25 protein-coding genes are annotated in these 21,373 nt (G+C 63.7%); 19 read left to right on the top strand and 6 right to left on the bottom strand.

All coding sequences use genetic code 11. The features are described 5' to 3' along the window. The 3 genes from cofD to C495_RS14665 form a co-directional block, all read right to left on the bottom strand. Window positions 1-993, bottom strand: coding sequence for a 2-phospho-L-lactate transferase (cofD, locus tag C495_RS14675; RefSeq protein WP_008164271.1), 993 nt, complete (start codon window positions 991-993; stop codon window positions 1-3). 120 nt (window positions 994-1,113) lie between these two features. Further along, window positions 1,114-2,625 (bottom strand): MATE family efflux transporter, encoded by a 1,512-nt coding sequence (locus C495_RS14670; RefSeq protein WP_008164269.1) that lies wholly within the window; start codon window positions 2,623-2,625, stop codon window positions 1,114-1,116. Window positions 2,626-2,845: 220 nt separating this feature from the next. Next, the gene (locus C495_RS14665) at window positions 2,846-4,399 is read right to left on the bottom strand and encodes a hypothetical protein (RefSeq protein ID WP_008164267.1); all 1,554 of its coding nucleotides are present in this window, start codon (window positions 4,397-4,399) and stop codon (window positions 2,846-2,848) included. Between the two features lie 114 nt (window positions 4,400-4,513). On the opposite strand from C495_RS14665, the gene ligA reads away from it, so the two are divergent. The 9 genes from ligA to C495_RS14615 all read left to right on the top strand — a co-directional run bounded on the left by ligA (window position 4,514) and on the right by C495_RS14615 (window position 12,201). Continuing rightward, entirely contained in the window at window positions 4,514-6,205 is a 1,692-nt protein-coding gene (gene ligA, locus C495_RS14660; RefSeq protein ID WP_008164266.1) for an ATP-dependent DNA ligase LigA, read from the top strand. Between the two features lie 96 nt (window positions 6,206-6,301). Further along, a complete protein-coding gene (locus tag C495_RS14655; RefSeq protein ID WP_008164265.1) occupies window positions 6,302-6,865 on the top strand; it encodes an OsmC family protein in 564 nt (187 codons plus the stop codon). A gap of 403 nt (window positions 6,866-7,268) precedes the next feature. Beyond that, the gene (gene hisC / locus C495_RS14650; RefSeq protein ID WP_008164262.1) at window positions 7,269-8,408 is read left to right on the top strand and encodes a histidinol-phosphate transaminase; all 1,140 of its coding nucleotides are present in this window, start codon (window positions 7,269-7,271) and stop codon (window positions 8,406-8,408) included. Continuing rightward, window positions 8,405-8,941 carry an adenylate kinase family protein gene (locus tag C495_RS14645; RefSeq protein WP_008164261.1) on the top strand — a complete coding sequence of 179 codons (537 nt, stop codon included), beginning with the start codon at window positions 8,405-8,407 and terminating at the stop codon, window positions 8,939-8,941. Before hisC ends, C495_RS14645 begins: the two co-directional genes overlap by 4 nt. Then, window positions 8,938-9,549: a CDP-alcohol phosphatidyltransferase family protein gene (locus C495_RS14640; protein ID WP_008164259.1), complete on the top strand. Its 612-nt coding sequence runs from the start codon at window positions 8,938-8,940 to the stop codon at window positions 9,547-9,549. The genes C495_RS14645 and C495_RS14640 overlap by 4 nt, the downstream gene beginning before the upstream one ends. Before the next feature lie 63 nt (window positions 9,550-9,612). Further along, on the top strand, window positions 9,613-10,152 hold the full coding sequence (locus tag C495_RS17380; RefSeq protein ID WP_083902494.1) for a multiprotein bridging factor aMBF1: 540 nt from the start codon (window positions 9,613-9,615) through the stop codon (window positions 10,150-10,152). Window positions 10,153-10,262: 110 nt separating this feature from the next. After that, complete coding sequence (tpiA, locus tag C495_RS14625; RefSeq protein WP_008164254.1) at window positions 10,263-10,907, top strand: triose-phosphate isomerase; 645 nt, start codon at window positions 10,263-10,265, stop codon at window positions 10,905-10,907. Between the two features lie 83 nt (window positions 10,908-10,990). Then, window positions 10,991-11,404: a hypothetical protein gene (locus C495_RS14620; RefSeq protein ID WP_008164253.1), complete on the top strand. Its 414-nt coding sequence runs from the start codon at window positions 10,991-10,993 to the stop codon at window positions 11,402-11,404. A 173-nt stretch (window positions 11,405-11,577) separates the two neighbouring features. Next, on the top strand, window positions 11,578-12,201 hold the full coding sequence (locus C495_RS14615) for a toll/interleukin-1 receptor domain-containing protein (protein WP_008164251.1): 624 nt from the start codon (window positions 11,578-11,580) through the stop codon (window positions 12,199-12,201). A gap of 1 nt (window position 12,202) precedes the next feature. On the opposite strand, the gene C495_RS14610 is transcribed toward C495_RS14615, so the two are convergent. Continuing rightward, window positions 12,203-12,901: a J domain-containing protein gene (locus C495_RS14610; protein WP_008164248.1), complete on the bottom strand. Its 699-nt coding sequence runs from the start codon at window positions 12,899-12,901 to the stop codon at window positions 12,203-12,205. A 255-nt stretch (window positions 12,902-13,156) separates the two neighbouring features. Here C495_RS14610 and C495_RS14605 point away from each other — a divergent pair, with 255 nt between their 5' ends. The 8 genes from C495_RS14605 to C495_RS14575 all read left to right on the top strand — a co-directional run bounded on the left by C495_RS14605 (window position 13,157) and on the right by C495_RS14575 (window position 17,628). After that, a complete protein-coding gene (locus C495_RS14605; RefSeq protein ID WP_008164246.1) occupies window positions 13,157-13,582 on the top strand; it encodes a DUF3054 domain-containing protein in 426 nt (141 codons plus the stop codon). Between the two features lie 362 nt (window positions 13,583-13,944). After that, window positions 13,945-14,160 (top strand): hypothetical protein, encoded by a 216-nt coding sequence (locus tag C495_RS14600; protein ID WP_008164245.1) that lies wholly within the window; start codon window positions 13,945-13,947, stop codon window positions 14,158-14,160. A gap of 137 nt (window positions 14,161-14,297) precedes the next feature. Next, on the top strand, window positions 14,298-15,302 hold the full coding sequence (locus C495_RS14595) for a DHH family phosphoesterase (protein WP_008164243.1): 1,005 nt from the start codon (window positions 14,298-14,300) through the stop codon (window positions 15,300-15,302). A gap of 111 nt (window positions 15,303-15,413) precedes the next feature. Next, a complete protein-coding gene (locus C495_RS18155; protein ID WP_008164241.1) occupies window positions 15,414-15,590 on the top strand; it encodes a hypothetical protein in 177 nt (58 codons plus the stop codon). A gap of 158 nt (window positions 15,591-15,748) precedes the next feature. Beyond that, window positions 15,749-16,558 (top strand): succinylglutamate desuccinylase/aspartoacylase family protein, encoded by an 810-nt coding sequence (locus C495_RS14590; RefSeq protein WP_008164239.1) that lies wholly within the window; start codon window positions 15,749-15,751, stop codon window positions 16,556-16,558. Further along, the gene (locus tag C495_RS14585; RefSeq protein ID WP_008164237.1) at window positions 16,555-16,851 is read left to right on the top strand and encodes a hypothetical protein; all 297 of its coding nucleotides are present in this window, start codon (window positions 16,555-16,557) and stop codon (window positions 16,849-16,851) included. The genes C495_RS14590 and C495_RS14585 overlap by 4 nt, the downstream gene beginning before the upstream one ends. Before the next feature lie 78 nt (window positions 16,852-16,929). After that, window positions 16,930-17,133 (top strand): hypothetical protein, encoded by a 204-nt coding sequence (locus C495_RS14580; RefSeq protein WP_008164235.1) that lies wholly within the window; start codon window positions 16,930-16,932, stop codon window positions 17,131-17,133. A 57-nt stretch (window positions 17,134-17,190) separates the two neighbouring features. Further along, window positions 17,191-17,628, top strand: a complete 438-nt coding sequence (locus C495_RS14575; RefSeq protein WP_008164233.1) for an RNA-binding protein — start codon at window positions 17,191-17,193, stop codon at window positions 17,626-17,628. 29 nt (window positions 17,629-17,657) lie between these two features. Here the strand turns inward: C495_RS14575 and C495_RS18260 are convergent, their stop codons facing one another. Next, complete coding sequence (locus C495_RS18260; protein ID WP_008164232.1) at window positions 17,658-17,828, bottom strand: hypothetical protein; 171 nt, start codon at window positions 17,826-17,828, stop codon at window positions 17,658-17,660. Between the two features lie 245 nt (window positions 17,829-18,073). Here C495_RS18260 and C495_RS14570 point away from each other — a divergent pair, with 245 nt between their 5' ends. Then, window positions 18,074-19,837, top strand: a complete 1,764-nt coding sequence (locus C495_RS14570) for a YcaO-like family protein (protein ID WP_008164231.1) — start codon at window positions 18,074-18,076, stop codon at window positions 19,835-19,837. 59 nt (window positions 19,838-19,896) lie between these two features. Here C495_RS14570 and C495_RS14565 read toward each other — a convergent pair whose 3' ends face one another. After that, the gene (locus C495_RS14565; RefSeq protein WP_008164230.1) at window positions 19,897-20,370 is read right to left on the bottom strand and encodes a hypothetical protein; all 474 of its coding nucleotides are present in this window, start codon (window positions 20,368-20,370) and stop codon (window positions 19,897-19,899) included. 182 nt (window positions 20,371-20,552) lie between these two features. On the opposite strand from C495_RS14565, the gene C495_RS14560 reads away from it, so the two are divergent. Next, window positions 20,553-21,032, top strand: a complete 480-nt coding sequence (locus C495_RS14560) for a cupin domain-containing protein (protein ID WP_008164229.1) — start codon at window positions 20,553-20,555, stop codon at window positions 21,030-21,032. Window positions 21,033-21,373 lie beyond the last annotated feature (341 nt).

Raw genomic sequence — 21,373 nt, 5'->3', positions numbered from 1 at the left:
TCAGTCGACGAGGTCGATTGCGTCCTTGATTGCCCGTGAGACCCGTGCGGCGTCTTCTGGTGCGTCGATGCGGATGTCCGTCTGGACTGTCGGCCGGTCGAGCGTGGCGTCATCGGTTTCGTCGATGACGAACGCGTCGGCAAAGGGGTAGGCAGTCGCGAGCCCTTCGGTGCCCGGTTCCGCGTCGACCGCCGCCATGAGGTCGCCGGCGGGGCCGGAGAAGGCGTCGTCGCCGAGAAACGGCGAAACGGCGACGACTGTCGACTGGCTGAGCGTGTCGGGCACACCCGGCAGCGTCAACATCGGGCCGATACTCGTCACGGGGTTCGAGGGACCGACTACGACGGTGTCCTCGAGGGCATCGAGCACGCCCGGTGCGGGCTCTGCGGTCGACGACCCACGGAACTCGACGGTCTCGACAGACGGTTCGCCCCGGTGGGCGACCCAGTACTCCTGGAAGTGCATCAGTCCATCTTCGGTGTGGATGAGGCTCGCGACGGGGTCGTCGCTCATCGGCAGCAGGTCGACCTCGAGGCCGAAGGCGTCGGCGAGTCGTCCCGTCGCCTCGCTCAGCGTCAGCCCCTGATCGAGCAGGCTCGTTCGCGTGATGTGGACGGCGCGGTCGCGGTCACCGATCGTCATGAACTCGGCCGTGCCCGAAAAGCGCCGCCAGTTCGAAATCTCGCGGCCGGCAGTCTGTTTGTCCTCGGGGAGATACTGCGGCCCCTCGGGCAGTCCGGCTGCGGCGGCGATATCGGCGAGCGCCGTGTTGGTTCGATGCGTGTCGCCGTCGATTCCCCACCACGTCTCGCGGTCGAGCACCCCACCGCCCTGAAAGAGCAGCGTGTCGACGTCCGGCGAGACGAACAGCCCGCCGAGTTCGATGTCGTCGCCCGTGTTGGCGACGACGGTGGTTTCCTCCGGCGAAAACGCGGCGGCGGCACCGTCGAGTAGCTTTGGCGTTCCGGTGCCCCCTGAGAGGAACGTTACCATAACCGACTCTCTCGAGCGTGGGTACTTAATGACTTGCGGCCCCGTCGTCGCCGGGTCCGGTCTCGAGTTGGGGCGCGGTTGGTGACTGCTCGAGTGAGAGCGTGGGTCGGACGACGGCGCTCAGTCGTCGCCGACGGTGTCGCCTGCCGTGTCGCCGGCGCTTTCGGGTCCGGGCGACCCGTCCGTGTCCGTGAGCGTGCCGTCGAGCCACTCCACCCGGGTGAACCAGACGTAGGCAATCACGCCGCCGATCACGGTCGAGACGGCGAAGGCGAGCCAGACGCCGTCGGAGCCGAAATACTCCGCGCCGAGCCAGGCGAGCGGGAAGCGGATCACGCCCAACGTGAGAACGGAGATCACGGCGGCGATGAGGGTTTTTCCGGCCCCGCGGAAGCCGCCACTGTAGGCGCGCATCACGCCCATGAAGCCGAACGTTAGGGCGGTGTATCGGAGGAAGGTTGCGCCCTCGTCGACGACCGCGGGATCGGTCGTGAAAATCGAAACGATCGGCGCGGCCGCGAGGAAGACGACTGCGCCGAGTGCGGTCAGCGCCACCAGCATGATCTTCGCGCCAAAGTGGTTCGTTCGTTCGGCACGCGCCCGGTTTCCGGCACCGATGTTCTGGCCAGTCATCGTCTCGATCCCCTGTGAGAACGCGATCGCAGGGAGGAAGATGACCGAAAACACCCGCGTCCCGATCCCGAACGCCGCGACCACCGTCTCCGGAAAGATCGCGATGATGACCAACAACAGATTGATCGACAGCGCTCGTGCCGTCCCCTCGACGGACGCCGGCGTCCCGATGTCGACGAGCCGTCGCGCGTACTCGAGGTCAGGGCGCATTTGCGAGATGTCGATCCGGACGCCGTGTGTTCCACGGAACATGATCGCGAGGCCGACGGCGAACGCCAGCGCCCGGGAGAAGACGGTCGCGATCGCTGCGCCTTCGATCCCTGCGCCGGTGTAGCCGGTGAGCGCGTACAGGTCGGCCTCGAGAGCGCTCAGTCCGAGATAGCCAAACAGCGGGTTCTCCTCGAACCCGAAGATGAGGAAGGGATCGAGGATGATGTTGAGCACGACGGAGCCGAACATCACGAGCATCGGTGTGACGGTGTCGCCGTAGCCCCGCATGAGCGCGAGGAAGACGAAAAAGCCGAAGACGGCGACCAGTCCGAGCGAGTAGACTTCCATGTAGGCGGTGACCAGCGGCGCGACGTCGTCGGAGGCACCGAGTAACCCGATAACGTCTTCGGCGAACACGTAGCCGACGGCACCGAGGGCAAGCGAGGCGATGACAGCGTACATCACCGTCTGTGAGGCGGCGTACGTCGCTTCGTCGTCCCTGCCAGCACCGGTGTACTGGGCAACGAGGACGCTCCCCGCCACCGAGACGCCGAGTGCGAGCGCGATGAGGAAAAACACCATCGGGAACGCGAAGCTGATCGCCGCAAGCGAGGTCGTGCTGTGCTGGCCGAGCCAGAACGTGTCCGCGAGGTTGTAGGTGACCTGCAAGAGGTTCGTAATGATGAGTGGAATCGAGAGGTAGATCAGCGGCTTCGCGATGCCGCCGGAGGTGAGGTCGAGTTCGTCGGGTGATTTGAAGATCGCATCGACGTGGTCTCGAACCGTCATTCGACGCTGCCCTCCGTTCGGCCGACGCCGACTGCGAACAGTCGACGACAGAGTGTATACCGCGCTGTAGCGGGCACCTCGCTGGGCTCGTCGGTCGTCGCGGTTCTGACTGGCTGGTCAGTCAATAGTATCATAACTGACCAGCTGGTCAGGCAAGTATCTTCGGATTCGTTCCGCGTGGACGACAGCTGTTCCCTGCCTGAACGACCCGGAGAACAGTTCAGTCGCCGATCCAGTCGGCGAAACTCCCCTCGAGTAGCGTCTCCTCTTGCCGGCTGACGTACTGGCGTTGCATGGTCGCAATCGCCTCCGGGAGCGGTGTGCCGGCTGCGACAGCGTCACTGACCTGCTCGTGTTTCCACGAGGCGGGCGTCACACCCTGTCGAACCCGACGCCGAAGCGGGTAGAGATACTTGGCAGCCTGCTCGTCGGAGAGGCCGCGGTTGATCAGGCCGTCTTCGGCGTGAGCTAGCAGGTCCTCGTAGAGGTCGAGACAGTCGGTCGTCTCCTTGCCGTCGTTGGTGATCCACGTCAGATCGGCCTCGAGGCCATCCCGCATCGCCGCATAGAAGTTCTCTCGGGCGAGTTCCCAGTCGAGTTCGACGACGGGGTGCTCGAGGCGAACGAGACTCTCCATCAGGCCGGCAAAGGCGGCAAGGAAAGAGATGGAGTCTCGGACGGTCGGTTGGGCCGGAATCGGCCGAAACTCGATGCGGGCGTTGGCAGCCGAACGGGTTGGCCCGCCGAACACCGGCCGAACCCATCGCCAGTAGGTGCCGTGTTTGCGCCGGAAGTGGGGGAACTGATCGTCGAACCGTTCGCCCTCGGTGACTGGCATCGGGACCATAGTGTCGTCGTCGGCGATTCGGTCGATCGCCTCCTCGACGGTTCCGAGGTCGCGGGGGAATCGAACCTTGCCTTCGCCGGTTGCAGGATCGTTCAGCATGGTCTCGAAGACGCTGATCCGGTGTTCCATCCACCCGTCCTCGAGAACGTCTTCGGCCGTCGCGTCGTCGTCGTACAGATCGGCCGGGAAAAACGGCGAGTTGACGCCGAGCGCGAGGAGGGGGCCGGCGACGCGCAGCGCGTAGTTGAAGTATCGCGGGAGGTCGGGGGCGTGTGACACCTGATAATGGGGCTGGATCGACGTAATGAGGCTTTCGGGCATCACCGTGTCGGCCTCGAGCGAGACGTGTGGGGCGTCGATACGCATCCCGGCGACGTCGGCCCGGTCGGTGTTTGCCATCGCGTGATAGCGCGCGGAGTCGCTCATGTTGGTCGCGATGCGGATCTGCTGGTCGGTCCCGTCCGGGCCCGCGATCGTCCGTTCGATGCTGTCGGTGAGGTAGGTCGTCGCGTCCTCGCCTTCGGGCGGGATCGTCCAGAGTGCATCACTGACCAGTCGCATGCGCTCGGATTGGGTGACGTCGAGCGCCGTCTGTAGCCGTGATTTGACCTCCGACTCCTGGGCGAGTAGCCCGTAGGCGTTCAACGGCTGTGGGCTGGTCGTCATCTCCGCGTTGTGCAAGCCGAGTTCCTTCTCGAACCCGATGAGTTCGAGGAGGCGACGCGGCACCCGCCGCAGCGTCCCGTCGTCGTGTTTGATCGCGTAAAACTCGTACTCGAGGCCGATGATCGCCTGTGGGTTGTCGAAGACGCCGTCGTCGATGGCGTCTTTGATCACCTCGGCGTCGGCCTCGGCTCGCTCGCGAAACTCCTCGTCGTCGACCGACAGCACGTCCGCGACCCGCGCTGCGAGTTCCTCCTCTGGCATACCTCCCCCTGCGGGCGCGACCGGCTTTAAATCCGTCCCTCCAGACGAGCGCCAGCGTACCCCCAGCGTCCGCTCTCAGAACCGTTTTACTCCCCCCGGCGATACTCTCCGCCGATGGAGTTCGCCACGTTCGCCGACCGTGTCGCTGCGATCGACGCCGAATCCGCGGACCTCGAGATCGTCGCCCACGTCAGGGAGTTGCTCGAGGACGCAGGCGATGATCTCGAGATCGTCGCCCGATTCGTGCAGGGCCGGGTATTTCCGGCTTGGCAGTCGCGGACGCTCGATATCGGCCCGAACACCTGTTATGAGGCGATCGCCCGCGCCGCGGGGACGAACGTCAGCGCCGACGACGTCGAGGAACGACTCGCCGAAGTCGGCGAGATCGGTGAGGTAGCGGCCGGCTACGACTTCGGCGGCCAGCAGGGGCTGGGTGCGTTCACTGCGGGCGGTGCGAGCGAGACGTTGACCGTCCGTGAGGGCTTCGAGACGCTCTCCGAGCTGGCCGCCGCCGAAGGGGCGGGCAGTCACGACACGAAAGTCGATCTCCTCTTTGGCCTGTTCAACCGCTGTGAAAGCGTGGAAGCCCGGTATCTCGCTCGTCTCGTCCTCTCTGAGATGCGGATCGGCGTCGGCGAGGGCGCCGTTCGCGACGCCATCAGCGAGGCCTTCGACGTGCCAGGCGAACGCGTCGAGCGCGCGCTGCAGGTGTCGAACGACTACGGGCAGGTCGCTCGAGTCGCCCGTGACGACGGTCTCGAGGGGCTGGATGCGATGGACCTCGAGGTCGGCCGACCCGTGCAGGCGATGCTCGCACAGGCCGGAACCGTCACGGACGCGCTCGAGGAGTGGGACGAGGCGGCCGTCGAGTGGAAGTACGACGGGGCTCGCGTTCAGTTGCACCACGATCCAAACGGCACAGACGCGGCAGAAACCCGTGTCTTCTCGCGGAACATGGAGGATGTCACCGACGCCTTACCGGAAGTCGTCGAGTTCGCCGAGGAAACGCTCGCAGAACCTGCGATTCTCGACGGCGAGGTCGTCGCCGTCGACGACGACGGCGCGCCACTGCCGTTTCAGGAGGTCCTCAAACGCTTCCGACGCAAACACGACGTCGCGAAGGCACGGGAGGACGTCGAGGTCCGACCCGTCTTCTTCGACTGTCTCCACGCCGGCGGCGACGACCTGCTCGCCGAGTCGTTGACGACGCGCCACGAGCGACTCGAGGCTCTCCTCGCCGACGACCCAAACCAAGAGCCAGCAGCCGTCGACGGCCTCTCTCTGTGCTGGCATACCGACGACCCCGAGACGATCGAGTTGATCGACAATGACGCGCTCGAGGCCGGCCACGAGGGGATCATGCTCAAAGATCCCGACTCGACGTACTCGCCGGGTCGACGGGGCAAACACTGGCGCAAACGCAAACCCGACGTCGAGACGCTCGACTGTATCGTGACGGGAGCCGAGTGGGGCGAAGGCCGGCGCGCGACGTTCCTCGGCACGTTCGAACTCGCCGTGCGCGCGGGCGATGAGCTAGAAACCGTCGGCAAGGTCGCGACCGGGATCACCGACGAGACACTCGAGGAACTGACGGACCTGCTCGAGCCCCATATCACTGCTGAGAACGGACAGGAGGTGGACGTCGCGCCCGAAACCGTCTTCGAAGTCGGCTACGAGGAGATCCAGACGTCGCCGACGTACTCGTCAGGGTATGCGCTTCGGTTCCCGAGATTTCAGGGCGTTCGTCACGACAAGGACCCGTCGGATGCCGACTCCCTCGAGCGACTCGAGCGGCTTCGGGCGTAGCCGACCACTCCGTTCAATGGGGTGATCTGACTGCGTGTCTGAGTGTGTCTAGCTAGATTATGCTGCTGCTCGTCGTATCGTGAGATGGTGAGTCGCATGGCAACCACTGAAAAGACGACCATCAACGGTGTCGATGTTACCGCGCTCGAGGGGGCCGTCGAAGCGATCAGCGACGACGCCGACGTCGGCATGTTCAGCTTCCGGGCCGAGACCGAGTGGGAAGACGCGTTGAAGGCGACGACGACGATCGACGAGTTCGATCAGGCGGGCGAGACGATCCACACTCGTGCGTTCACACTGCAGGGCGATGAACCCGAGCAGATTTTAGGCGAGCGCACGGGACCGAACGCCGTCGAACTCCTGCTTGGCGCGCTCGGATCGTGTCTCAGTGTCGGCTACGCTGCGAACGCCGCAGCCATGGACATCGAACTCGATGACCTTCGTTTCGAACTGGAAGGCGATGTCGACCTTCGTGGCTTCCTCGGCCTCTCCGAGGACGTCCGTCCCGGCTACGAGAACATCACCTGCACGGCACACGTCACCGCCGATGCATCCGAGGCGGAACTCGAGAAACTCCGCGAGCGTGTCGAGTCCACCTCACCCCTGCTGGACATCATCACCAACGAAGTCCCAGTCGTGACACAACTCGTCAGTGAGTGAGGCGGTCTATAGTAGCCACTGACCGTCACTGCACATCTGATCGCACGACGGCTGTGCGATCAGTATGTAAATCGTTGCAGTTGTTACTATACTGTCCGTCAGTTCCGGCGCGACCGCGACCCGTCCTGCGGTCGTGTCGGGAAATCGGCACCGCAGATCGAATGACCGACTAACGTTACCATCTTTTGACACTGCATCGACTCCACCCGTTTTCAGCGCTCGTTGCGGATTATCGTAACAACTGAACCGATTCACACACTAATCACATAGCCGTCGTACGATCAGGTGTACAGTGACGGTCAGTGGCTACTATAGCGTCCGCGACAGCAGCGCTGACAGCCGCTCCCGGACACGCCGACCATATGTAAGCACCCTTAAGACCCGTCGTAAACAGCATTGGCGTATGAAACCGCGAGACCTGTCCGATCACGTCGCCTACGAGGCGGGTCGAGGGATCGAGGAAGTCGCCCGGGAACTCGGGTGTGATCCCTCGGAACTGATCAAACTCGCCTCCAACGAGAACCCCCACGGTCCGTCTCCGGCAGCGACCGTGGCGATCCGTGAAGCCGCCTCGAGCGTGAGTTCCTACCCGAAAGCTGCCCACGCCGACCTCACCGCCGCCGTCGCCGAGCGCTGGGCCGTCGACGACGAGCAGGTCTGGCTCGCAAACGGCGGCGACGGGGCCATCGACTACCTCCACCGGGCCACCCTCGAGCCTGACGACACGATTCTCGTTCCGACACCCGGCTTCGCCTACTATGGCATGAGTGCCCGGTTTCACCACGGCGATGTCCGGGAGTACAGCCTCGAGCGCGAGGCCGACTTCGAACAGACCGCAGACTCCGTCCTCGAGGCCTACGACGGCGACCGAATCGTCTGGATCACGAGCCCGCACAACCCCTCCGGCTCGACCATGGCGCTCGCAGAAATCGAGCGGATCGCCGCCGAAACCGACGCGGAGACGCTGGTTGTCGTCGACGAAGCCTACGGCGAGTTCGCCGACGGCGAGAGCGCCCTCTCACTGACTGAGGGGCGAAACGGGTTCGAGTCCCGCGACGACGTGGCCGTCTTGCGGACGTTCTCGAAGGCCTACGGGCTGGCCGGCGTCCGACTCGGCTACGCCGTCGTACCAGACGAGTGGGCCGACGCCTACGCCCGCGTGAACACTCCCTTTGCAGCGAGCGAACTCGCCTGCCGGGCCGGACTGGCCGCGATCGACGACGAGGAACACGTCGAACGCACCGTCGAGACGACCCTCGAGTCCCGAACCACCATGCGCGAGGGGATCGAGGCCCACGTCTGGGAGAGCGAGGGCAACTTCGTGCTCGTCGACGTCGGAGACGCGACGGCTGTCGCCGAAGAAATGCAAGCGCGTGGCGTCATCGTTCGCGACTGCTCGAGTTTCGGCCTTCCGGGCTGTATCCGCATCACCTGCGGCACCGACGAGGAAACCGACCGCGCCGTCGAGACGCTCAACGCCGTGCTCGCGGATCTCGAACTCGATGTCGACACCGACACCAATTCGGAGGTGGCCGATACGTGAGAGTCGCCGTCACCGGCACCCCGGGAACCGGGAAGACGACCGCGACGGACATCCTCGCCGCCCGATTCGCCGCCGACGACTCGCTGCCGGATCTCGAGGTCATCCACCTGAACAGCGTCCTCGACGAGGAAGGCCTCTACACCGAGGTCGACGCCGACCGCGGGAGTAAGATCGCCGACCTCGAGGCGCTTGCCGAGTGGCTCGAGGGCCGGGACGACGCCGTCATCGACTCGCATCTCGCTCATCACTTCGACGCCGATCGGGTTGCCGTCCTCCGGTGTGCCCCCGAGACGCTCGAGGAGCGCCTGCTCGAACGCGGCGAAACCGAAGCCAAAGCGGCCGAGAACGCCGAAAGCGAGGCCCTCGACGTCGTCCTCTCGGAAGCCGTCGAGACCCACGGCCTCGAGTCGGTCTACGAGATCGACACGACCGATCGTGACCCCGAGGCAGTTGCTGACGCCCTCGAGGCGGTCGTGGCGGGTGACCGAGAACCGAGCGCTGGCGAGGTAGACTTCATGGGGTATCTGACATGACACTCGATAAGTTCCGTCCGTACGTCTCGCGATTTCTCGATCCGTTCGTCAAGGGGTTCGACCGCGTCGGGATGAGCCCTGATGGGGTCAGTCTCTTGGCGTTTGGAATGGCGATTCTGGCCGCCGCCGCGTTCTTCCTGGGCGGCCGTGCGGACCCGGTCTGGTACGTCGTGGCTGCGACCCTCGTCTTTCTCAATGGTTGGCTCGACATCGTCGACGGGGCACTCGCCCGCGAACAGAACGTCGCTTCGGCGGGCGGAGACCTGCTCGACCACGTTCTCGACCGGTACGCAGACATTGTCGTCATTGGCGGACTGGCTGCGGGTGTCGGGGACTACTTCCTCGGCTTTCTCGCGGTGACGGGTGTCGTGATGACGTCGTATCTCGGGACGCAGGCTCAGGCCGTCGGCCTCGACCGGGTCTACGGCGGGCTGGTCGGCCGTGCGGATCGGCTGGCGATCATCGGCCTCGTCGGCTTTCTCGCCTACCCGATCTCGGGAACCTACGGCGGGCTCACGCTGATCGGCTGGCTGCTCGTCTTCCTCGCGGTCGTCGGCCATCTGACCGCACTGCAGCGGTTCGTCTACTCCTGGTCGGCACTCGAGTAACCGCCGTCTCCTTGTTCGGGAGCGCCCGCATGGTTTATCACTCGCCGCGATATAGTGTCGGGTATGGTCCAGTGCGAGATGTGTGGCGCTGAGACGTCGTCTCCGAAGACTATCAAGGTCGAGGGTGCGAAGTTAGACGTGTGTTCGAACTGCACCGATTTCGGCACTGAAGTCAAACAACCCTCGAGCACCAGTAGCTCGACGAAGTATTCGACCTCGAGTTCGTCCTCGGGCTCCAGCGGTGACTCGAGTTCCTCGAGTTCGACGGCGAGTTCGAGTTCCTCGAGTAGCCAGCGACGCTCGGATATGTTCGACGACATGGACGAGCTGGCGACTGATTACGACGATCGCGTTCGAACCGCCCGCGAAAGCAAGGGGCTCAGCCAGTCCGACCTCGCGAACGAACTTAACGAGAAGGCGAGCCTTATCCGGAAGATCGAACGCGGCGATACGCTGCCGAGCGACCGCGTCCAGTCGAAACTCGAGAAGTTCCTCGAGGTTAATTTGAACGCTGAGAGTGGCTCGGCAGACGACTCGGAGTGGTCGGGTGGCTCCTCGACTGGCAGTTACACGCTCGGTGACGTCGTCAAACGAAAGGACTGAGACGGACAGCGGTCTGTCTGACGACCTGTTTGAGGTCGCCGGCGGACGTGTGCGCCCGCTGACTCCGCCGACTCGCAAACTATTTCTTTCGGGCGAATGGCTGTGCTGATATGTTCGTCCTCGTCAATTTGAAGACGTATCCCTGTGATCCAGTCGCCGTCGCGGAAGCCGTTCGCGACGTCAACGAGTCCACTGACGCCCGAGTCGCCGTCGCCCCGCAGGCGGCCCACCTCGAGCGCGTCGCCGAGACGGGTGCCGAAACGTGGGCCCAGCACGTCGATCCGATCGACTACGGCAGCAACACCGGACACACGCTCGCCGAGACCGTCGCCGAGGCGGGCGCGGTCGGAACGCTCATCAACCACTCCGAGCAGCGACTGAAACTCGCCGACGTCGACGGTGCCGTCGAGGCCGCCGAACGGGCCGACCTCGAGACGGTCGTCTGCGCCAACAACCCGGCACAGATCGGTGCCGCGGCGGCGCTCGGCCCGGACGCGGTCGCCGTCGAGCCACCGGAACTGATCGGCACCGGGACGCCGGTCAGTCAGGCCGATCCGGACATCGTCGAGGACGCCGTCGAGGCAGCCCAGGCCGTCGACGCGGACGTCTCCGTGCTCTGTGGCGCGGGCATCAGTACGGGCGACGACGTGGTCGCAGCCGGCGACCTCGGCTCCGAAGGGGTCTTGCTCGCAAGCGGCGTCGCGAAAGCCGACGATCCGACGGCGGCGCTCGAGGACCTCGTCGCCCCGCTGTAAGACTGCGACCTGCGGTTTCGTTTCAGTCGATCCGCGCTCGTTTCGTCCGGCACCTTTTCACCTCGCGAGTGGAAGCACCCGTCATGACGGACCATCGGCCCATCGACATCGCACTCGAGAACCGACTCATGAGCCACGGCATCTATGTGACGGAGTGTACGCTGCTCTCTGACCGTAACGACGCCGTCGACGAACGCGACTCGGTCGCCGACCTCCCGGACGGGACTGGTTTCGCACTCGAGTACGAAACCGTCACCGAGACACCGGGTGTCGGCAGCGACGAAGTCGGTGCTGTCGTTCGGACGCTGCTCGATATCGCCAACGAGCACGGGTGGACACCGGGCCGGCTCGAGGCGACGTCGACGACCACCGACGGCACGGTCCGCGGCCACTGGCACGTCGAGCGAGCGTGGTTCGATGGGCTCGGCCTCGAGGTCGACGACGTGGAGTTCTCACAACGAGTGCTCGAGACCAGACGGACCGAGAGTGACGGCTGAGACGGACTGCGATACCGATGTCCCGCCAATCACCACCAGCAGGGTCGGTGATCGGCGGTCCGTGCCGACAGCAGTCCGTATGAGAGGCTATCGTGCGACGTGGCCGGTGTGGTTTTCAGTGCCAACGATAGATAGATTAATGCGGTCGCACCCACCAATCGGTGTAGAGCCGAATGACCAGAGAACAGATCTACGTCTCACACGCACCGGCTGACCTCGAACTCGTTCAGGAGCTGTTCTCGACGGTCAAGAACTTCCCGTTCGGCGTCCATATCACGTTCGAGGCAATCGAATCCGGGCGAACTCGAAAGCGTCTCGAGGGACGACTCGCCAACAGCGATGTCGTCGTAGCGGTGTTGACGGCGGCGTCGGCTGACAGCCAGTGGATCAATCAGGAGATCGGCTACGCTGTCGCCAAGGGGATTCCCGTGCTCCCGCTGTACGACCACGAACGCCACCGCGGCGGATTCGTCGATGACGTCGACGGCGTCCAGATCAACCGGCAAGACCCGTCGGTGACGATCTTCAACCTGTTGAGCCGGCTCCGGAGCGCGCTCGCGCCACTCGGCGCGCTGTCGGTCCCGAACTGGTACATTCGGTTTCCGTGTACGGTCCCTGACTGTGGCCATCCGGTGACACTCGAGATCGAGCAGGATCAGACGAAACTCTGGATGCGCTCGAGACACGGCAAGCTACTGACAGCGTCGTGTGCAAAATGTGGATCGACGTACGCCTTCGACCCGGCCACGATCGGCTACGTCCACCGCGATGAGACCACGGTTGGCAACGGCGTCTAACTCAGGCGTCTTCTCGAAGCCGTTCGTAGGCGTCTCTGACGAGTTGAAACGCCGATTTGCTCCCGCTTTGCTGGTCGGGGTGGGCGCGTTTGACCTGCGTGTGGAACGCGGTTCGGAGTTGGTCGTTGGTTGCGCCCGGATCGACGCCGAGTACCTCGCGCGCTCTGGTTTTCCGGATGTCGACGTCTTTGATGATTCCGTCGCGCTCGGCGCTGTCCTTACAGGGTGGACACAGTCGCTCAGTGCGGCCGTCGATGGTCGTCACGCGGAACGGTTCGGCGCTGGTCCACTCGTTGCACTGCGTACACAGGGCGGTCTCGTCGCTCTCAGGCTCGGTGTCGACGCGTTCCTCGTCGGTCGGCGACTGCTTCGTGTCGCCCTGTGATTCAGTCACCGTCGTCTCGGCGTCGGTGTCGGGCACCTTCGTTACACAGGTGGGACAGCATGCGACGACCGTGCCGTCGCTCAACACCACGTCCTCGAGTTCGGCCTCGAGAACGGTGCTGGTACAGCCATCACAGGTTCCGCGGCGCTGATCGAGCGACGAGCACTTTCGGGCGGCCTCGCGGGCGTGTGGCTCACAGCGAGGACAGCAGGCGACGCGCTCACCGTCCGGCATCGTCACTGCGGTGAGGTCCTCAAGGGGAACCGATCGACCACAGCCATCACAGCCCGCGTGATGATCGTCGGCCACAGCCATTGTTCGCGTCTTTGTCTTCATCCTTTATCAGTTCTTCTTCTGACAGGGTCTCGAGCGTGGCCATTGATACCGTGGGTAATTCTGCCATGCCCGTTTCTCGAGTGGGTGACTGTGCGAGGGAGCTCTTATACGGCAACACTGCCCGTTGGACGGCGCTCGCCGACTCCATCGTCGGGCGTCTTGTCAAGTCGTCTCCGACGACCCACTGCCGGTCGAATCGGGAACGCAATAGGGATGCAGTCGTACGGTACAGATATGGACTCAGCAGTTCGAACGGACGATCGCTCACAGGGGATCGACCGGGAGACACTCTTGCTCGGCGTTGGAGACATCGTGCTGCTCGCGGGGCTCGTGGTCGTTGGCCAGCTCAGCCACAACGTGAACCCGCTGACACAACCCGTCGCCTCGCTCGAGGCGATCGCGCCGTTCGTCATCGGGTGGCTCGTCGTGGCAGCCATCGCGGGGCTCTATACGCGCCCAGCCACGTCGTCGGTGACTCGAATTGCGCGGCTGACGACGATCACATGGCTCGGCGCGGCAAACGTCGGTTTGTTGCTTCGTCAGTCGGTGTTCGGTGCGACGGCAGCGTGGCCGTTCCCGCTCGTGATCACGGGGTTCGGATTCCTGCTACTGGTCGGCTGGCGTGTCGGCTACACGGCGGTGCTCCGTCGCGCGCCGTAACTGTGTATATGGTTCCGAGAGGTGGTTCGTCCCGTGATGTATCATTGCTCGGATACACATTTACTGGCGCTGAATGGAACTATTTGAACGACCATTATATATGTTAACTGTTTGTTTTTCTCTCGGCGTGTTCGCTATCGTATCGCAGTAATGCGATTATTAACATGAAAGACTGGAATAGTATCCTTTTTCTGAAGAGGATTCATCGACGTTGCGGATAATTACTTCGTATTGGGGCGGACACAAATCTTCGCCATAAGTTATGAGAATTCACTGCCTCAAATACGAGTTAGAAATAAGTCCAGTATAGAGCGATTATGGGAAACACTTATATGCCTATTTCCCATAGTATAGGATAGATTATGACTGGATATTACGACATTGTTCTTGGCCTCATCCCAGTCGCACTGCTCGGTATCACCGCAGCGCTTACGGTTGTCGGTGTGTCGTTGACTGCAGCGGTTCCAGTCGGTTCGGTCGTCGCGATCGCGATCATGGGTCACGCGATGTTCGTTAACGCGCCCGCCGACGGCTCCGACGAGGCGCGCTCTGCGCGTCCGCCAACCAACGCGGACTGAGCGGCTTCTCTCTTTTCCTCTTGTCTGTTTCTGGTTTTTGAATCCGGTCGTTTCGGTTGAACGGATACGCTGTTACCGTCTCTCTTGACGTGCGTTCCGACACGGCATTCAAGCGTCTCCCTCCCGTATTGCGGTTCATGTCCCGTGCGGCTGAGCTCTCGTCCGTCCTCGAGACGACTGAGTCGCTGGTGATCGTCTGTCACGACAGTCCGGACCCCGACTGTCTCGCCAGCGCGCTGGCCCTGGAGGCGATCGCGAGCGATCACGACGTCGACGAGGTGACGATCACCTACGGTGGCGAGATCTCGCATCAACAAAACCGTGCGTTCGTCAACATGCTCGAGATCTCACTCGAGTCGATCGAGCACACCGACGTCGAGGCCTACGAGCGCATCGGATTCGTCGACCACTCTCAACCGGGTGGAAACACCGAACTGTCCGCACAGATCACACCCGATATTATCGTCGACCATCATCCGGCGGCGTCAGTTGGAGCCACGTTCGAGGACGTTCGGAGCAGTATCGGGGCGACGGCGACGATCTTCGTCGAGTATCTCGACGACCTCGAGGTCGAACTGACGACGCGACTTGCCTCGGCACTGCTCTTTGCGCTGCATCGCGAGCGACTCGATTTCGTTCGGGACCCCACCAGACGGGAGTACGAGGCCGCGCTTGCGGTCTACCCGGACGCAGATCTCGAGACGCTCGAACAGTTGTACGGCAGTGCGTTCTCACCCGGGACGATCGATGCGATCGGACAGGCGATCGCCTCCCGCGAACGACGGGGGTCCTCGCTGGTGGCCAACGTCGGCAAGACCACCGAGACCGACGCGCTCCCGCAGGCCGCGGACTACCTGTTGAACCTCGAGGGAGTGGATACGGTGCTCGTCTACGGCATCATCGGCGATGCGATCCGACTGAGCGCGCGGTCGATCGATCCGCGGATCCATATCGGCGAGACGCTGAAAACCGGCTTCGACGAACTCGGACAGGTCGGGGGGCATCACGATATGGCTGGCGGACGGATCGAACTCGGCCTGTTCGCCGACGAGGCGGACGACGCAGACGTCCTGCTCAGGTTCGTCGGCGGTCGTCTCACCCGCCGGTTCTTCGATGCGCTGAACCTCGAGGACGAGCCGTAAGTCGGTTCTCGAGTCCGCTCCTGTCCCGGAGTCGAGCGGGCGTCGGTTTCGTCCGAGCCGTCGGGAATCCGGGACCGAGCCAGTTATACACGGTGATTCCTGAGTGCTGCTGTGGTCTCCGCCGAATCGAACACGCCCGTACAACCCGACTCGTTGCAGAGTCATAGCTATCGAATCACCGTCGACGACGGCCGCGAGTCGTTTTACGCACTCAGTATCGAAGACGCCTCGAGCGAGGAGGCGTGGCTCATGTCCGATACCGTTGTTGCACTCGACAATATGCGGTAACTCGGTTTTTGGCCCGGCTCAGGTGCGTCCGAACGACTCGCTTGGTTTCGCCTCCGATGGGACGGCCCGACAGCCGTTGCACTCGAGCCATGACAGTCACGAGACACGCGAGTCGCCGATAGCAACTCGCTTTAGGGGGGCGACCGTTGTGTTCGCCGATGAGACGTCGGACGCTTCTGGCTGCCGGCGGTGTGCTTGCGGGGACGGTTACAGCGGGTGTCGTGAGTCAGCCGTCGACGGAGACGCACTCGCTTGCAGCGGCCCGCGAACCCGGTGAGGTGGGCGAACCCCGGCGGACGACAGCGACGCTTCTCCCCGGGACCACCCACGAGACGCCGCTGTACGAAATCGACGCGCCACAGGACGGCCCCACGGCGATGGTGTTCGGTGGCGTCCACGGCGATGAACGAAGTGGAATCCACGTCGCCCGCGAAGCGACCGACTGGTATCCCGACGCGGGGACGCTCGTCGTCGTTCCCGAGACCGACCGCGTGGCCGTCGAGCACGACGAGCGCGAAGGGATCGACGGCGACCTGAACCGTCACTTCCCGGCCGACCGCGAGCCGGTGAGTGACCTCGCTCGCGGCATCTGGGCCGCCGTTGAACGCCACGACCCCGATGTCGTTCTCGATCTCCACCGATCGCTCGGGATCTACGGCTTGCACCGGGAGTACGTCGGACAAGCGATCTTTCACTCGCCAAACGCCCACGGCGACGCACTCGCCGACGCGCTCACCGACGACGGCGTGCCGTGGTACCTGCCGTTCCATCGGTTTACCGCCCGCGAGACGTCGTTTTCGGGCTCGTTGCTCTTTCAGAAGGCCGCCCGTGATCTCGAGGCACAGACGTATCTCTTCGAGACGACCGAGTTCCTGCTCGATTGGGAGACGAAAGTCGAACTGACACGGCTGGCAACCGCACACGTGCTCGCGCTGCATGGCGTGCTTTCGGCCGAGGTGGAACGATGACTGGCCTCCTTCGACGGGCCGTCTCGAGTCCTGCCACGGTCGTGACCTCTCTGGTGCTCGTCGTCCCGTTCGCGCTGGGCTGGCTTTCGACGGCGCTGTACTCGCCGCTCGCGCTGCCGGGCTATCTGGTGTATACGATCGGCACGGCAGTCGGCAACGCCATCGCGCCGCGCTTTGAGTTCTGGCTCTACTGGGTGCCGTTTCTCGGCGGCTGTTATGCGATTGCCGTCGCCGTCGGCGTCGGCTACGAGTGGTGGCGCAAGCGGCGCGCGGCCTCGAGTGGTGGCTTGTAACGACGACCGATCAGTCCGCTCGAGAGGCCCTTGCCGCGAATCAGTCCCTTTTTACGCTGTGGTGGGGAATCATCGGCTATGAGCTTCGAGGAAGACGACCAAGTCGTCTTACACGACGAGCACAGCGAGTTCGATGGAGAGACCGGCACCATCACGCAAGCGATGGAGTCGATGTTCGGTGACGTCACCTACACCATCAGCTTCGAGGACGGACAGGAAGCCGGCGTTCCCGAGGATGCCCTCGAGGCAGCCGACGCCGACGAAGACGAAGACGAAGAATAACCGAGTTCCCGGGGCCACTGTGCCCCTGCCCACTCGAACCGCGACCGTCTCACACAGATGCCACAGATCCCGCTTCACTACGTCGATTTACGCACGTTCTGTTACGCCACCGAGGACGAGAAACGCGTCGAGGAGGCGCTTCGAACCTTCCTTCCCGAGGAGTTCGATATCGAGCGCGTCGAGAGCGAAGGCCACTACGGCGACCGCATTCTCGTCCTCTCGGCCCGCGTCGAGAACGCCGATGACGTCCGCCACGTCCTCGCCCGACTCGCCGACCTCGAGTCGTTCGATCGGTTGATCGACGAACTCGACGATCGAGTCACCGAGAACACCGAACTCTTCTTGCGACTGGACAAGCAGGCCGCCTTCGGCGGTGACATCCGACTGGGTGATGGGATCACGTTCCGTGCGAAGGTCGAAGCCTACCCGGCCAAGAAAGACCAGGCCGTCGAAAACGCCGAGGACGTCCTCACGCGACTGCGAGACGAGGCGTAATCGTCAGAGACGGGCTGTGGAGGACTCGTTTAGCGACCTCGACGGGCCACTCGGAGCACCACCGAAGCTGCCGTTCCGAGTCCCGGTATGCGGGTGGAGGCGGCGGCCGCACCGAGTAACAGGAGGCCGCTTCGCGTCCGACCGTTTGCGACCTCCACGAGCGCGTCGACGACCGTCGTGACGGTACTCGCGTTTTTCATACTGTCAGACAGCAGTCAATACGAAGTCGGTCGCGAATTCGCGCGACCGATCTTCACGTCGTTCTGTCCGGCAGTATCAACAGCTCCGTTCGATTTTGGGTTCCACTCATCGTACTCGTTCCGACGGCTGCCGTCGGGAAACGGCAGGTGCTTGCAGGTGTCGGCCGCCGTTGGTGCTCGGCCGATCCTGTCTGTGGCCCCACGTGAACGGGGTGTTTTTGATGCCGGCGTGTGACCGTATTGGTATGGATATTCACGTCGTCGGTGACGACCCGGTTCGTGCGGCCGTCGTCGCCGCGCTCGGAGACGTCGACATCGCCGTCGAAGACGCCGATCCGGACGACCTCGCAGCGGCCAGATTCGCCATCGTCAGCGACGTCGCCGGCTCGGAGACGTTCGCTCGAGCGAGCGAGGCTGCGCGAGTGGGCAATACCCCGTGGATCGCCGTCGAAATCGGCGGTGTCGGCGGCTATCCGCTCGCCGACGTCGACGCAGCGATTTCGGGGTTTGCGCCCCAAACGGGCTGTTTCGACTGCCTTCGACAGCGTGTCGCGTCGTTGCTCGAGGAGGGGGCGACGAGCGACCGCCCACGGGCCGATCGCAGCGCCGTCAGGCTCGCGGGAGCGATGGCCGGCCGAGAGTGTGTCCGTGTGCTCTCGGGCGAGGAGGGGTCGGTAATCGGACAGACGGTCGAACTCCCCCACACCAGACGGCGATTCCTCCCGGTGCCGGGCTGTGACTGCCAGGACGAGCCACGAACGCGCACTCTCGAGCGCGATGATGACTCGCTTTCCCTCGACGCAGCCGTCGAACACGCCGAAGCGACGATCGACGACCGCGTCGGTATCGTCCAAAGCATCGGCGAAATCGAGTCGTTCCCCGCGCCGTACTATCTGGCAACGACGGCCGATACGTCGGGCTTTAGCGACGCCAGTGCGCCGACGCAGGCGGCCGGCGTCGCAGACGACTGGAACGCAGCGTTGATGAAAGCCGTCGGTGAAGGCCTCGAGCGCTACTGTGCCGGCGTCTACCGCGACGACGACTTCGTCCACGCCAGCGAGGACGAACTGGACGCCGTCGTCTCTCCCACTGATCTCGTCCGCCCGGCCGGCGCACCCGCCTACGACTCGAGCGAGACCAACCGATGGGTACCCGGCGAGAACCTCGTGACCGGAGAGTCCGTCCACCTGCCTGCGGCGGCGGTCCAGTTCCCCCAGCCCGGCGAGGCGCTCGTGCCGTCGATCACGACTGGACTTGGACTCGGCTCCTCGACGGTCGACGCCCTTCGCTCGGGGCTGACGGAGGTCATCGAGCGTGATGCAACGATGCTCGCGTGGTACTCGACGTTCGAACCGCTCGGGCTTGCCGTCGACGACGACGGCTTCGACACGCTCGAGCGCCGGGCCCGAAGCGAGGGACTGTCGGTGACGCCGCTGCTCGTCACGCAGGACGCCGACATCCCCGTCGTCGCCGTCGCCGTGCATCGCACCCCGGAGACGCTAGCGGGCGACGTCGAGCCGGGTGACGACGACTGGCCGGCGTTCGCCGTCGGCTCCGCGGCCGCCCTCGACGCTACGGCCGCCGCACGGTCGGCACTCGAGGAAGCGCTACAAAACTGGATGGAACTGCGGAACCTGGGGCCTGACGAGGCCGCCGAGGCGTCAGGGGCGATCGGAGAGTACGCCGCGTTCCCCGATGTCGTCCGACGGTTCGTCGACGTCGAGCAATCGATCCCCGCAGCCAGCGTCGGCCCCGATCCGGTGCCGTCGGGCGCGGACGCACTCGAGGCACTCGTCTCGCGGACGACTGCCGTCGGGTTGACGCCGTATGCGGCCCGACTCACGACTCGAGACGTCGAGTCGGTCGGCTTCGAGGCGGTTCGAGTCGTCGTCCCCGGCGCACAGCCACTGTTTACGACGGCACCGTTTTTCGCCGACCGGGCACGAACGGTACCCGAGGACCTCGGCTTCGAGCCGCGTCTCGAGCGGGCGTTTCACCCGTATCCGTAGGCGGACCTCGCCGGGGCTGTCGCTGTGTCGATCATGTCGGCAGCTGAGACGGACGCCTGTCAGTCTGTGTCGGTCGTCTCCGTGTCGTTCGTCTCGGCGTCCCCCTCAACGTCGGTCGTTACCGTCTCGTTTGTCGCGTCGTCCGACTCGTTCTCCCTGACCTCGACGACGAACTCGTCGTCGTAGAGCATAATCGTCACGAGTGTGGTGGCTTCCGTCAGCGAGACCTCCTGTACCTCCGCTTGCTCTTCGCCTTCGATTCTGGCGATCCGAAAGCTCTGGTCGGTTTTGTTGAGGTTCGGCGCTCCAACCGTCTCGCCCGGCGACACGCTGATACTCTGCTCGTAGCTCTTCCGTCTGGCCTCGCGCTCGTAGGCCTCGAGATGGAGATTGTATGTCCGATCGGCTTCGCTGTGGATCTCGAGGGGAATAATCCCTTGGAGACCGAAGTGCTCCCGGACGCCGTCGATACAGCCAGCAAGCCCTGTGGTCGCGGCTACCCCGGCGACCTGAAGTACCCTCCGACGGTTCACGACCGACGTTCAGGGGTGGACGAACGTAGGCGTTACTCTTCGTCGGCTGAGACGGACTGTCGTCCCGAGTACGGACGGCGGGCCGTGCCGACAGCAGTCCGTCTGACTCGAGTCACTGGCGCGGGATCTCGGGATGAACGGTGGATCGTGTGGTTTATCCTGTGGTAGGGTAACACGTGGGTATGGAGAAAGTCACGATCGATGATGTTGCTGTCGAACCCAACCCGATGGAAATCCACTCGGTTCGACGGCCGATTTCGAAGGCGCTCGGCATGACGGACTTCGCGATGAACTACTTCGAACTCGAGCCCGGCGAGGCGTTCTCCGGTGGATACCACACCCACCACGATCAGGAGGAGGTCTTTTACGTGGAAGACGGTGTCGCCACGTTCGACACCGAAGCGGGTGAGGTGGTCGTCGAAGCGGGTGATGTCATCCGGTTTGCACCGGGTGAGTTCCAGCAGGGGTACAACGACTCCGACGAGCGAGTCGTCGGCTTCGCCTTCGGCGCACCCGGCGCGAAACACGACTGGGACGAGATCGAGTCGCTGGTCTACTGTCGGGACTGCGAGGCGGAAGTCGGCCACAGCCTCGAACTCGTCGATGGGGGTGCCTTCCGCATGAGTTGTACGGCGTGTGAGAACACGTTTACACTCGATTAGTCGCCGTCAGGGCCTCGAGCAACTCGCCGTGTGGTGTTTGAGTTGCTGTTCTGGTCGCCAGTGCTGAGCGAGAGTCTCAACTCAAACGGGCCTGACACCGACACAACGGCGTCTCTCGACCGGATATACGCTGGCGGACTTCGTTGACGATGTTTTCCGTCAGAGTGGAGTCCATCTCACTCTCGAGAGACAGTTGTTGACATGTTAACGGTCACCTTCTCATCCATAACGAACATGTTACCTAGTATTGCGGCGGACAAGAGCGCTGCAGCGATGGGGAGGCATCGAAAGAGGGCACGACTGGTCCCTGAATTCGGGTGAGTGCTCTCGAGCAGGTCGTT

This window comes from Natronorubrum sulfidifaciens JCM 14089 (genome assembly GCF_000337735.1).
In the GTDB taxonomy this organism is placed as follows: domain Archaea; phylum Halobacteriota; class Halobacteria; order Halobacteriales; family Natrialbaceae; genus Natronorubrum; species Natronorubrum sulfidifaciens.
The sequence above is the reverse complement of the archived record's forward strand: the minus strand, read 5'-3'. Positions and strand labels throughout refer to the sequence as shown.